The organism is Streptomyces gossypii (assembly GCF_025165795.1).
Lineage (GTDB): Bacteria > Actinomycetota > Actinomycetes > Streptomycetales > Streptomycetaceae > Streptomyces > Streptomyces gossypii.
The window spans coordinates 203915-216447 of the sequence record NZ_JAJAGO010000011.1; the positions used below are offsets into that span (position 1 = coordinate 203915).

General features: G+C 71.6%; 13 protein-coding genes. 5 read left to right on the forward strand and 8 right to left on the reverse strand.

Going from position 1 to position 12533, the window contains the following annotated elements; all coding sequences use genetic code 11:
* Positions 1–45: 45 nt before the first annotated feature.
* The 6 genes from LHJ74_RS23435 to LHJ74_RS23460 form a co-directional block, all read right to left on the reverse strand.
* Positions 46–699 carry an NADPH-dependent FMN reductase gene (locus LHJ74_RS23435; protein WP_260220139.1) on the reverse strand — a complete coding sequence of 218 codons (654 nt, stop codon included), beginning with the start codon at positions 697–699 and terminating at the stop codon, positions 46–48.
* Between the two features lie 50 nt (positions 700–749).
* The gene (locus LHJ74_RS23440) at positions 750–2246 is read right to left on the reverse strand and encodes an ATP-binding protein (RefSeq protein ID WP_260220278.1); all 1497 of its coding nucleotides are present in this window, start codon (positions 2244–2246) and stop codon (positions 750–752) included.
* A 287-nt stretch (positions 2247–2533) separates the two neighbouring features.
* Complete coding sequence (locus LHJ74_RS23445) at positions 2534–3244, reverse strand: response regulator transcription factor (protein ID WP_260220140.1); 711 nt, start codon at positions 3242–3244, stop codon at positions 2534–2536.
* A gap of 58 nt (positions 3245–3302) precedes the next feature.
* The gene (locus LHJ74_RS23450) at positions 3303–4340 is read right to left on the reverse strand and encodes a S1C family serine protease (protein WP_260220141.1); all 1038 of its coding nucleotides are present in this window, start codon (positions 4338–4340) and stop codon (positions 3303–3305) included.
* A 79-nt stretch (positions 4341–4419) separates the two neighbouring features.
* Positions 4420–5121 carry an antibiotic biosynthesis monooxygenase gene (locus LHJ74_RS23455; RefSeq protein WP_260220142.1) on the reverse strand — a complete coding sequence of 234 codons (702 nt, stop codon included), beginning with the start codon at positions 5119–5121 and terminating at the stop codon, positions 4420–4422.
* Positions 5122–5223: 102 nt separating this feature from the next.
* The gene (locus LHJ74_RS23460) at positions 5224–6108 is read right to left on the reverse strand and encodes a sigma-70 family RNA polymerase sigma factor (RefSeq protein ID WP_260220143.1); all 885 of its coding nucleotides are present in this window, start codon (positions 6106–6108) and stop codon (positions 5224–5226) included.
* Positions 6109–6230: 122 nt separating this feature from the next.
* Between LHJ74_RS23460 and LHJ74_RS23465 the strand changes: the two genes are divergently transcribed.
* Entirely contained in the window at positions 6231–6998 is a 768-nt protein-coding gene (locus LHJ74_RS23465) for an SDR family oxidoreductase (protein ID WP_260220144.1), read from the forward strand.
* A 135-nt stretch (positions 6999–7133) separates the two neighbouring features.
* Here LHJ74_RS23465 and LHJ74_RS23470 read toward each other — a convergent pair whose 3' ends face one another.
* Together LHJ74_RS23470 and LHJ74_RS23475 are read right to left on the reverse strand one after the other, a co-directional pair.
* Complete coding sequence (locus LHJ74_RS23470) at positions 7134–8171, reverse strand: LacI family DNA-binding transcriptional regulator (protein ID WP_260220145.1); 1038 nt, start codon at positions 8169–8171, stop codon at positions 7134–7136.
* A gap of 10 nt (positions 8172–8181) precedes the next feature.
* Positions 8182–9015, reverse strand: coding sequence for a response regulator transcription factor (locus tag LHJ74_RS23475; RefSeq protein ID WP_260220147.1), 834 nt, complete (start codon positions 9013–9015; stop codon positions 8182–8184).
* Positions 9016–9282: 267 nt separating this feature from the next.
* On the opposite strand from LHJ74_RS23475, the gene LHJ74_RS23480 reads away from it, so the two are divergent.
* The 4 genes from LHJ74_RS23480 (at position 9283) to LHJ74_RS23495 (ending at position 12419) form a co-directional block, all read left to right on the forward strand.
* Positions 9283–10143, forward strand: coding sequence for an alpha/beta fold hydrolase (locus tag LHJ74_RS23480; protein ID WP_260220149.1), 861 nt, complete (start codon positions 9283–9285; stop codon positions 10141–10143).
* Positions 10144–10246: 103 nt separating this feature from the next.
* Positions 10247–10513, forward strand: coding sequence for a MoaD/ThiS family protein (locus LHJ74_RS23485; protein ID WP_260220151.1), 267 nt, complete (start codon positions 10247–10249; stop codon positions 10511–10513).
* The gene (locus tag LHJ74_RS23490) at positions 10510–11481 is read left to right on the forward strand and encodes a hypothetical protein (protein ID WP_375546817.1); all 972 of its coding nucleotides are present in this window, start codon (positions 10510–10512) and stop codon (positions 11479–11481) included. Before LHJ74_RS23485 ends, LHJ74_RS23490 begins: the two co-directional genes overlap by 4 nt.
* 221 nt (positions 11482–11702) lie before the next feature.
* Complete coding sequence (locus LHJ74_RS23495; RefSeq protein WP_260220152.1) at positions 11703–12419, forward strand: LmeA family phospholipid-binding protein; 717 nt, start codon at positions 11703–11705, stop codon at positions 12417–12419.
* Positions 12420–12533: the final 114 nt, after the last annotated feature.

Sequence of the window (12533 nt, forward strand, 5' to 3'; positions counted from 1 at the left end):
CGCGGGACCGGCAGACCGGCAGACCGGTCAGGCCGGGCAGTCCGGTCAGGCCGCCGCTCCGTACGGGCTCTTCGCACGGGCCTCGCGCAGTGCGTCGGCCCACCAGTCCAGCTGGTTGAGCAGGCCCTTGGCTGCCAGCCTGCTGCCTTCCAGATTCTTCGGGAGGCCGTCGGCCCCGAAGAGATCCCCGGCATTGGCAAAGCTGAGCGCGTCCCGGATGGTGACCGAGTGCAGCTCGGCGAAGACCGGCCGCAGGTGTTCGACGGCCCGCAGCCCGCCGCTGACCCCGCCGTATGCGACGAAGCCCACCGGCTTGGCCTGCCACTCGCCGTGGAACCAGTCGATCGCGTTCTTCAGCGACGCCGGGAAGCTGTGGTTGTACTCGGGGGTGACGACGACGAAGGCGTCGGCGGCGTCGAGGCGCCCGGAGAGTTCCTCCAGCACGCGAGCCGTCTTCGGGGGCGGCTCGGAGCCGTAGGCGGGGAAGCTGAGCGGGAGTTCGTGGTCGGCCAGGTCGATGACGTCGACCTCGGCGAAGGAGCCGTGCTGCTTGGCCACTCCGGTGAACCAGTCGCCGACCACCGGGCCGAAGCGCCCTTCCCGGACGCTGCCGTAGATGACGGCGAGACGTGCGCCGGACTTGCCCGCCGTGGGGGCGGCGGTCGCGGTGGCAGCGGGCTGGCTGGTGGAGCTGGACATGTGTTCCTCCTGGTGAGTGCGTACCGAGAGGATGCAACTTGAAGCGAAGTTCAAGTCAAGGGCGTCGTCGGCCAGCCGGTATCCGGCGGCGGCGCGGCGGCTCCCGGGAGGCGCAGCACCGCCTCCGTACCACCGCCGCCTGCCCCCTCGTCCCCGCTGTCACCCCGGCTGTCACCGGCACCGGCACCGGCACCGGCACCGGCCGGACGCAACTCGACATGGCCGCCCGCCTGCCGCACCGTACGGGCGACGATGGACAGCCCCAGCCCGGAGCCGGGCATGCTCCGTGCGGACGGCGAGCGCCAGAAGCGGTCGAAGACATACGGAAGCTCCTCGGCGGGCACGCCCGGCCCGTGGTCCCGGATCCGCAGCGTCCCGCCGTCCAGCGAGACAGTGACGGTGCCGCCCGCCGGGCTGAACTTGACCGCGTTGTCGAGCAGGTTGAGCACCGCGCGCTCCAGCGACGCCGGGTCCGCCCGCACGTACCAGGGGGCGAGCCGGGCAGTGAGGGCGACGCCCGAGCGGCGCAGCCGCGCCCGCTCCACGGCCCGCTCGGTGACGGTGTGCAGTGCGACGACTGGCACGGGCGCGTTCGGACCGCCCGCCACAGCACCCGCAGCGCCGGCGCCCTCGGGCCGGGACAGTTCCTGGAGATCGCCGATCAGCGCGGCCAGCTCCGCCATCTGCGCCCGCACGGAGGCGAGCAGCTCCGCACGGTCCTCCGGCGGCAGCGCCCGGCCGGTCTCCTCGCTGCGCACCAGCAGGTCGATGTTCGTCCGCATCGAGGTGAGCGGCGTGCGCAGCTCGTGCCCGGCGTCCGCGATCAGCTGCTGCTGGAGGGCCCGGGAGGAGGCGAGTGAGGCGGTCATCGAGTTGAACGAGCGGGACAGCCGGGCGATCTCGTCATCTCCCTCCACCGGGATCTGCACGGCGAGATCCTCCGTACGGGCGACGTGCTCCACCGCCCCGGTCAGCCGGACCACCGGGCGCAGCCCGGCGCGCGCGAGCGCGACGCCCGCCCCGGCCGCGCCCAGCACGCCCGCCGCCGCGACCAGGCCCAGCACCAGGGCCAGGGTGTCCAGCGAGTGGTCCACCTCGTCCAGCGGGCGGGCCACGCTCACCGCCGCGTCGGCACCCGGCACCCGCAGAGGGCGGGTCAGCACCCGGTATTCCACGCCGTCCGAGGCCCGTACGGTGTGGAGCGTCTCGGTCCGCTCCCCGCGCGCCACCGCCGCGTCCTGGCCCCCGACGGGCAGCGGCTGCTCACCGAAGGCCATGCAGCTGTTGCCGCTGCGGTCCACGAGCTGCACGGTCGAGTCGAAGGGGTTCGGCACGGCACGGCGCGTCGCCTCGGGCACCGACCGGCACTGGCCGGCCTCCCACTGCCGGATCACCATCGCGTCGGACACCTGGCTTTCGCGCAGCGCGTCGTCCAGCGAGGAGACGAGCTGCGCCCGTACGAGAAACCAGGCGACCGTCGCGCAGGCCGCCACCGCCACCGCCACGGTCACCGCGACCAGCAGCGCAAGCCGCGAGCGCAGCGTCATGGCGTTCAGCCGGCGGAACACGGCCAAGCGCACTCGCACCTTCTCGGCTCGGTTCGCCTCCGGAGGCTCGTAACCGATGTCGACACTCCTCGGCGCTGCACTCGCTCGTTCCTCACTCACTTGACCTCGTCACTTTCGACACCGGCGCCCCCTTTGGCTCACTCGCCCCTTCTCGGCTCGGTTCGCCTCCGGAGGCTCGTAACCGATGTCGACACTCCTCGGCGCTGCACTCGCTCGTTCCTCACTCACTTGACCTCGTCACTTTCGACACCGGCGCCCCCTTTGGCTCACTCGCCCTCCCGCAGGACGAAGCCGACGCCGCGGACGGTCTGGAGGAGGCGGGGCTCCCCGCCTGCCTCCGTCTTGCGGCGGAGATACATCACGTAGACGTCCAGCGAGTTGGAGGACGGTTCGAAGTCGAAGCCCCAGACGGCCTTGAGGATCTGCTCGCGGGTCAGCACCTGGCGGGGGTGTGAGAGGAACATCTCCAACAGGGTGAACTCGGTGCGCGTCAGTTCGAGCGCGCGGTCGCCGCGCGTCACCTCCCGGGTCACCGGATCCATCCGCAGGTCGACGAAGGCGAGGGTCTCGCCCGCCTCGCCACCGCTCGTCGCGGCACCGATCGCCTCGGCGGCGTACGAGCTGCGGCGCAGCAGGGCACGGATGCGGGCCAGCAGTTCGTCCAGCTCGAAGGGTTTGACCAGGTAGTCGTCGGCGCCCGCGTCCAGGCCGGTCACCCGGTCGCCGACGGTGTCGCGTGCGGTCAGCATCAGGATCGGCACCCGTACGCCCGCCGCGCGCAGCCGCCGGGCGGCGGTGAGGCCGTCCATCCGGGGCATCAGCACATCGAGGATGATCAGCTCTGGCTGGTGCGCCGCGGCCTGCTCCAGGGCGTCGGCACCGTCCACGGCGAGGACGGTCTCGTAACCCTCGAAGCTGAGGCTGCGGCGCAGCGCGTCCCGCACCGCGGGCTCGTCGTCGACGATCAGCACGTTCATGCCCTCCAGCATGCCCGGCTCAGGTGGGCCCCAGGACACGCCACGGACGGGACCGGTGTCACCGGCCGTCACCCGCGCGCAGGTCGTCCAGGATCTGCTTCACGTCGTTGATCGGGACGGCGAAGCCGAGACCCACACTGCCCCCGCCGCCCGCGCTGCTGCCGTCGCTGCCGCCGGCGCCCCCGTTTGCCGAGTTGATCCCGATGACCTGGCCCTTCATGTTCACCAGCGGGCCGCCGGAGTTGCCGGGATTCAGCGAGGCGTCGGTCTGGAGCGCCTTGTAGGTGGTGGTGTCCGAACCGACGTCGCCGTTGTACTCGCCGCCGTCGTACTGGAAGGGCCAGTTCTCCGGCCCGCCCTGCGAGGAGCCGCCCTCCGGGGAGCCGCCCTCACGCTGTACCGTCACGTCGCGGTTCTTGGAGGAGATGATGCCGCTGGTCACGGTGCCGGTCAGGCCCTCGGGGGAACCGAAGGCGACGACCTGGTCGCCGATGCCCGTCTGGTCGGAGTCGCCGAGCGCCGCCGGGGTCAGTCCGCTGACGCCTTCGGCCTTGATCAGCGCCATGTCGAGCTCGGGCTCGGTGCCGACGACCTCCGCGGTCGTGGTCTTGCCGTTCTTGAGGGTGATCTCGATCTTCTGGGCCCCGGAGACGACATGGTTGTTGGTGAGGATCTCGCCGTCCTCCGAGATCACCACGCCGGAGCCGGTGGTCTGCCCCTGGCCGGAGGCGGCGTTGATCTCCACCACGCTGGGGCTGACCTTCTCGGCCACGCCGGTGATGCCGTTGGTGGTGCCGGTACCCGTCTGGGTGCCCGATACGGCGCTGCTGCCCGTGGTGGCGGCGCTCGGCTCGGCGTCGAACGCCTCACTGACCAGGGCTGCGGCCCCACCGCCGATCACGGCCGCCGCGACGGCGACGGCGGCGATCAGCGCCCGGGGCCCCCGCACCCGGCGTGCCCTTGCCAGCGCCACGTCGGAGCCGGGCGGAGGCGGGGGCCATGCCGGTGCGGGCGGCGGGGACTGCTGGGGCTGCTGAGGCTGTGGTGACTGCGGAGCCTGCGAGGACTGCGGACCGTTCGCGTCATATTCACTCATGCGTCCAGGCTGCGCCCCGTCCATGAGAATTCTCTGAGCGGCGCCTGAGAGCGCCCGATGAATCCCGCTCGGGGTAGCGTCACGGCCGGTACAGGCCCCGGTACGGCAGGAAACGGCGGAAGCCCTGCGGGTGCAGACCTTCGATCGAGCCGACGAGCTTCATGATCTCGCTGCCCTCCTGCAGCTGGGTCCGCACCATCTCCTCGTGTGCCTCGGGCGAGGTCCACTCGCTGTAGTTGACGACCCGGCTGCCGTCCAGATGGATGTGGAAATGCGAGGCTATGCCGCCGTCTTCGTTGCCGGGCTGCTCCTCGCCGAAGTGCTCGACCAGGGTGTCGACGAACTTACGGGCCGTCTCCGGTCCGTCGGTGTCGAAGGTGACCGCCACGATGCAGCCCGGCACGGCCGGGGTCTCCTTCGCCCGCAGGCTGCGGTACAGCTCGTATTTGCCGGGCGTCCCGACGGGGCCCGCGATGGCGACGATGCGCGGGGTCAGGCCCTCCTGGTTCGCCGGGTTCTGGGCGAACTCGCGGTGTGCCTCGACCGACGTCCACTGGGCGTAATTGAAGATCGTCTTCTGGTCGGTTCCCTCGAAGGCCACCCGGGAGAGGAAGCCCTCGGGCAGCGGGTGCTGCTCCCATGCCTCGATCGTTCCGTCCATCACCGTCCGCCGCCGCTCGGGCCCGTCCGGTACATCCCACTGGGACATCAGCACGAGCCCGGCGTCGGGCCGCAGCACATCCGGGACGCTCTGCTGCACAAGTCCGTCAGTAACGATCATGGAGATCCTCTCCCTCTTCGCATGCTCGTCGCGCCGTCCGCGACATCACACAGCCAACAACCTGAACTCTGGTTGAAGTCAAGACCGGGATGAGCCAGCCGGTCAGTCGTCGAGGACGGCCAGATCGAGCTGGCGGAGGCGCTCCGGGTCCGCGATCACGTCGAACTCGCTGATCTTGCCGTCGGTGATGGCGAACCCGAGCACCAGGAACAGCCGCCCGCGGGGGGCCATGACCAGCCCGACCGCACCGTTCACCAGCGCGGGCTGGGTGAAGCGCGCGCGCTCCGTCGCGGAGAGCGCGCCCTTGGCAACCGTCCGGGCGCCGCGCAGGAGGAGAGGCGCGGGGGTGGGACCAGCCGTCTTGTCGGCCCGGAGCGCCACGTCCGGATGAAGCAGTGCGACCAGCGCGTCGAAGTCCCCGCCCCGACAGGCGGTCAGGAAGGCGTCGACGACCTGCCGTTGGCGGGCCAGATCGGCATCGGGCACCGGGGCACCGCCCTTGACCCGGCGGCGGGCACGGCTTGCGAGCTGTCTGGCCGCAGCCGGGGACCGCTCGATCATCGAACCGATCTCCTCGAAGGGGACGGCGAACATGTCGTGCAGCACGAAGGCGAGCCGCTCGGCGGGCGTCAGCGCGTCGAGTACCACGAGCAGCGCCAGCCCCACCGAGTCGGCAAGCAGCGCCTCCTGCTCCGGGTCACTGCCGTCGTCCTGCCGGACCACCGGGTCGGGCACCAGTACGTCGAGGGGCTCCTCGCGCCGTGACTGGCGGGTACGCAGCATGTTCAGACACACGCGTCCCACGACGGTGGTCAGCCACCCGGCGAGGTTCTCCACTCCGCTGGTGTCGGCACGGTTGAGGCGCAGCCACGCCTCCTGCACCGCGTCGTCAGCCTCGCTGAGTGAGCCGAGCATCCGGTAGGCCACCGCCCGCAGGCGGTTCCGGTCTGCCTCGAATCGCTCTATCAGCCACTCCTGCTCATCCATCAGTCACATTCCTCACTCGCGGGGTGTCATAGAAGTAGACCCCCGCGAACCTGCTGATGTGACGGAAACCCGCTGATGTGGCTGGGGGCTGAACGCCCGGTCCAAACGAGTTTGGAGAAACCATGACGTCACCCATCCTGGTCACCGGCGGGACGGGCCTGCTGGGTCGTCTCGTGACGCCGCTGCTGCGGGATGCCGGCCACGACCTGCGCGTCCTCAGCCGCCATCACCACGAAGCAGAGAGCGGCATCGAGTACGTGAACTGCGATCTGCTCAAGGGTGAGGGAATCGACCCGGCGGTGGACGGAGTGGAGACCCTGCTGCACCTCGCCGGCGGTACCAAGGGTGACGCCGAGGCCACCCAGAACCTCACCAGGGCCGCCTCCCGCGCAGGCGTCAAGCACATCATCTACATTTCCGTCATCGGCGCCGACAAAATGCCCCTCGGCTATTTCAAGATGAAGTACGGCGCCGAGAAGGCCGTCTCCGAATCCGGTCTTCCCTGGACCACCATCCGCGCGGCCCAGGTCCACGACCTCGTCCTGAAGATCGTCGGAGGCATGGCCAAGATGCCGGTCGTGCCCATCCCCGGTGGGCTGCGCTTCCAGCCCGTCGACGCAGCCGAGGTCTCCACCCGCCTCGCCGAGCTCACCCTCGGCAAGCCCGCGGGCCTGGTGCCGGACATCGCCGGTCCCAAGGTCTACGGCATGAACGAGCTGGTGCCCGCATACCTGCAGGCACGCGGCAAGAAGCGGATGAAGATGCCCGTCCGGGTGCCCGGCAAAGCAGGCAAGGCGTACCGCGCGGGTGAGAACCTCAACCTCGACACCGCCGAGGTCGGCAAGCGCACCTGGGAGGACTTTCTCACGGAGCGCGTCAGCACGTCCTGAGCACGTCCTAGCGCCTTCTGGCGCCTCAGGCCAGGGCTCCTCCCGGTCCCCCTCCGGGAGGAGCCCGATTCCTTCGTGCGGGTGCGGGTGCGGGCTCGGCCCGGTGCCCAGTGCCCAGTGCCCAGTGCCCAGTGCTCAGTGCGCCGGAGGCGCTTCGCAGCCGCAGGAGCGGCGGACGATCAAGCCGGTGGGGAACTGCCGGATGCGTTCGCGGCGGGAGCCCGCCACCCGCAGGCCGTCGTCCAGCACCAGATCGACCGCCGCGCGGGCCATCGCCTCCCGGTCGGAGCCCACGGTCGTCAGCGGCGGATCGGTGAGCGCCGCCTCTTTGACGTTGTCGAAGCCGGTGACCGCCAGCTCGCCGGGCACGTCGATGCCCAGCTCGCGGGCCGCCCGCAGCACGCCGATCGCCTGGTCGTCCGTCGAGCAGAAGAGGGCGGTAGGCCGGTCCGGGCGGCGCAGCAGGTCCAGCGCGAGCCGGTAGGTGTCGTAGCGGTTGTACGGGGCCTTGAAGAGGCGGCCCTCGACCGAGCGCCCGGCCTCCCGCATCGCACGCGTCCAGCCGTCCACATGGTCGGTGACCGGGTCGCCGTTTTCCGGAGTGGACTCCATGCCGCCGAGGCAGGCGACGTCCTCGTGCCCGTGCTCCAGCAGATGGCGGGTGGCCAGCTGCGCGCCGCCCACGTCGTCCAGCACCACGGCCACGTCGTCGATCGCCTCGGGCCGACGGTGCAGCAGCACGACCCGGGCGTCCCAGGCGTCGATCTCCGTGGCCGCGTGCTCGCTGGGGCCCTGGCTGATGAGGATCAGGCCGGAGACCCGCATGCCCAGGAAGGCGCGCAGATAGTGGACCTCGCGCTCGTCCAGATAGTCGGAATTCCCGACGAGCACCATTTTGCCGCGATCAGCTGCCGCCTGTTCGACCGCGTGCGCCATTTCGGCGAAGAAGGGCTGGCGGGCGTCCGGTACGACGAGGCCTATCAAGTCCGTACGCCGCGAGGCCATCGCCTGTGCCACTCTGTCCGGGCGGTAGCCGAGCTCCTTGATGGCAGCCTGCACCCGCTCCTTGGTGGCAGGGGCGACGGGCCGGGGCCCGTTGTTGATCACATAGCTGACCACCGCGGTGGAGGTACCCGCCAGCCTTGCCACATCGTCCCGCGTCACCTTGGCCACACCGGTCAGTCTACGCGTGGCGATTCACCCCATCGCCGGGGCGCGGAGCCGTGCGGTGCACTCCCCCCACGGCACGCTTGGTGACCTCCTCGGCAGCATCCGCGACGGCCCTGGCTTCCGCTCGCGCCTTCTGCTCGGCCGCGTTCCGCTCGGCGCGCTCGCCCTTCGCGCCCTTCTCCGAGGCGACGAAGCGGTAGCCGACGTTCCGCACGGTGCCGATCAGCGCCTCGTGCTCCGGCCCGAGCTTCGCCCGCAGCCGCCGTACGTGCACGTCGACCGTGCGGGTGCCGCCGAAGTAGTCGTAGCCCCACACCTCCTGGAGCAGCTGCGCACGGGTGAAGACCCGGCCCGGGTGCTGGGCGAGATACTTGAGCAGCTCGAACTCCTTGAAGGTGAGGTCGAGCACGCGCCCCTTGAGCTTGGCGCTGTAGGTGGCCTCGTCGACCGACAGATCTCCGTTGCGGATCTCCGTCGGGACGTCGTCCACGCTGATCTGCTGGCGGCCCATCGCCAGCCGCAGCCGGGCCTCGACCTCGGCCGGACCGGCGGTGTCGAGCAGTACGTCGTCCACGCCCCACTCGGCCGTGACGGCGGCGAGCCCGCCCTCGGTGGTGATCAGCACCAGCGGGCAGCCGGGGCCGGTGGAGTGCAGCAGTTGGCAGAGCGCCCGCACCTGCGGCAGGTCGCGGCGTCCGTCGACGAGTACCACGTCGGCGCCGGGCGTGTTCACGAGCGCGGGCCCCTCGGCCGGCGAGACGCGGACGTTGTGGAGCAGGAGCCCGAGGGCCGGGAGGACCTCGGAGGAGGGCTGGAGGGCGTTGGTGAGCAGCAGCAGCGAGCTCATAGGTACGCACCTCCGGTCGGCGGCGGTTGGTGTCCGGTTCGCTTGCCCATGACTTTGAGTCCTTCCTCGGGCCCTGCGAGGACGCGGGCGGTACAGCGCCGTACCGCCCGGAAAGCGCAAAAGGACCCGGGGGCGACGCTGCCCGGATCCCTCTTGCGCAGCAGAATAGCCCACATGCGCAGCAGATTGCAGTGTGAAGTAGGCCGCTTTCGTGTCGGCACAGGCACACACGGTCGCCTTCGCGGACTACTGCGGACGGACGACGGAGTGCGGATCGAGGCGGCCTACGAGGCGTACGAAGGGCCCGGCAGCGGGACCGCGCTGGTGCTCGCGCACGGCTTCTCCGGCTCGCTCGAGCGGCCCGCGCTGCGCGCCGCGGCGAGGTCGCTCACCGCGCACGGGGCGGTGGTCACCTTCTCCTTCCGTGGCCACGGCGGCTCCGGCGGGAGGTCCACGGTGGGCAATCTGGAGGTGCTGGACCTGGCGGCCGTGGTGCGCTGGGCCCGCGCACTGGGGCATCGGCGGGTGGCCACGATCGGCTTCTCGATGGGCGGCTCAGTGGCACTGCGGCATGCGGCGCTGCACCGGATGTCGCCGGTCACGGCGGACGGGGCGGACGGGGCAGGCGGGGCAGGCAAGGCGGGCAGCGTCGCAGGAGCGGGGCCCCGGGGCGCACACCCGGACGCCGTGGTCTCCGTCAGCGCCGCCGCGCGCTGGTACTACCGGGGTACGGCGCCGATGCGGCGGCTGCACTGGGCGATCCAGCGGCCCGCCGGCCGGATGGTCTCGCGCTGGGGCCTGGGCACCAGAGTTCACCCGGAAGACTGGGACCCGGTGCCGCTCTCCCCGGTGGACGCCGCGCCTCTCATCGCACCGGTACCGCTGCTGGTGGTGCACGGCGACCAGGACCCGTACTTCCCGCTCGACCACCCCCGCTCCCTCGCCGAAGCGGCCGATCCCGCGTGCACTCAGCTGTGGACCGAGCCGGGATTCGGGCACGCGGGGATCGCGGGGGGCGCGGAGACGGCCGCCCCTCCCGGGCTGCTCCACCGCATCGGCGCCTGGGCGGCCCGTACGGCGGCGGACACGGCGGCGGACACGGCGCCCCCTGACGACGGCGACATGTGACCACAACCGGCGCGAAACCGTACCGTGGCGCACCTTCCCCACCCGCGAGGCGCCATCATGGGTGCCGCACGCAGCACACAAGCGAACGGCGAGAGGGACCACCATGGCCAGCGGCACGATCCGCTACTGGGCGGCGGCCAAGTCCGCGGCAGGGCGGGCGGAGGAGGCGTACGAGGCCACCACGCTCGCCGAGGCGCTCGACTCGGCCCGTGAGCGGCACGCCGGGTCACCGGAGTTCGCCCGGGTCCTTGCACGCTGCTCGTTCCTGGTGGACGGGAGCCCGGCCGGGAAGCGGGCACGGGACACGGTCCAGCTGAGCGAAGGCGGCACCGTCGAGGTGCTCCCGCCGTTCGCGGGCGGTGCCCGATGAGCAACCAGCAGCAGCCGCCGCCACCCTCGCCGTACGGCACCGGCACCGGCACCGGCTACGGGGCGCCGCCGCCGTACGCAGAGACTCCGTACGCGCAGACTCCGTACCCGCAGCAGGGCGCCGCCCCCGCCGAACCCGCCCCCGCCGCTCCGGCCCCCACCGTCCCTCCGGGAACCGGCCCCGCGCCCCCGCCGTCCCGCGCCGCGCGCCCCGGCCGCGCCTCACGCGCACGCCCCAGCCCGCTGATCGCCCCCGGCCTCCAGCCCGCCGTGCTGACCACCGTGCTCGCCGCACTGCTGGCGGCCACCGCGCCGCTGCCCCGTCCGGCGCTCGCGGCGGCCGTCGTCCTGCTCCAGGCGTTCACGGCGGCGGGCTGGTTCCGGCTGAACGGCATGTGGCCGGCCCGGCAGGGAATCGCACTGGCGTTCCTGGCGGGTGTCACCACCGATGTCGCCCTGCTGGCGACCAGCCGCGAGCACACGCCCACAGCGGTGATCGGCACCCTCGGCATCTGGTGCGTCCTGGGGATCGTGCTCCAGTTGCGCAACCACTCCAGCCCGGACGAGCGTCTCTACGCCCTCACCGCCGGGCTCACCTCCACCGCGCTGACCGTGCTCGCCGCCGGATACCTGGCGGTCGCCCGTGAGTCCTCGGAGGCCGTGACCGTCGGCGCCGCCGCGGTCGCCGCCGCGGCGCTGCTACGGGCGCTGCCGCTGCCGCCGTTCCTCTCACCCGCCGTCGCGGTGCTCGCTGCCGGGGGCGCGGGCGCGCTGGCAGGCCGGCTCACCGACCTCGGGAACACGGACGGGACGCTGATCGGGCTGGCCGCCGGTGTCTGCGCCCTGATCGGGCTCCGGGTCGCGAGTTACGACTATCCGTCCCGCTTCGTCCACATGACGGCGGGGGTCGCGCTGCCGCTCACCCTGGCGGCGCCCGCCGTCTACTTCCTGGGCCGCGCCCTGGGATGACGCCGTTCCGCCCCCTGCCGGGTCCGCCGCCGGTCCGCCGCCGGTCCGCAGCCGGTCCGCAGCCGGTCCGCCGACCGGGCGAAACGGACCAGCGCGGACGATCCGGTGCCCGCACCACGTACCAGCTCTGCCACGACTGGACACGGCGGACCCGGCAGCCTCCGTCCAGCAGGAACGTCACGTTAGGCTCCGAGCAGTCAACGCCTGGGGGAGCCTCCGCAATGCGCGCACTTCGCATCAGCCTCATCATCTTTGTGGTGCTGGCAGTCCTGTTCATCGCCGCTGACCGCATCGCCGTGAACATGGCGGAGAGCGAGGCGGCCGAGAAGGTGCGCACCACCCAGGGGCTGGACGGCGCCGAGTCGGCCTCCGTCTCGATCAACGGCTTCCCCTTCCTCACCCAGGTCATGGGCAAGGAGCTGGGTGACGTCGACGTGGAGATGACCGGACTGACCGCCTCCGCGGGCAACCGCCGGATCAGCGTCACGCGGGTCGAGGCCCACCTGACGGACGTGAAGCTCGAAGGGAACTTCGACTCGGCCGTCGCGAAGGAGGCGTCCGGCAGCGCGGACATCTCCTACAAGGACCTCAACGCCCTCGCCCCGGACGGCGTGCGGGTCGCCTACGCGGGCAAGGAGCGGGCGGACAAGAACCAGGTGAAGATCACCGCCAGCGTGCAGGTACTCGGCCAGCAGGTGGAGATTCCGAGCCCGATCTACAGCACGGTCAAGATCACCGGGAAGAACGAGCTCGAGCTGCACGCCGAGTCGATACCGGCCTCCGGAGTGCCGGGCGCCGAGGGCGAGATCCGCGAGCGGGTGGACTTCGGCAGCCCCATCGCGGGCCTTCCGGACGGTCTGGAGCTGAAGGAGACGGACGCGACCGAGGAGGGCGTCACCTTCGCCCTCGAGGGCACGGACGTGGAGCTGGCGGGCTGAGAAGCGGGGAACGACGCTCATGAGCCCCGCACCGGCACGGCCTGCGGGCCGGTCGTCCCAGTCTTCGAGACAGTGAGGTCCGCAGACCAGATACCCGCCGCCGCACCGGCGGAC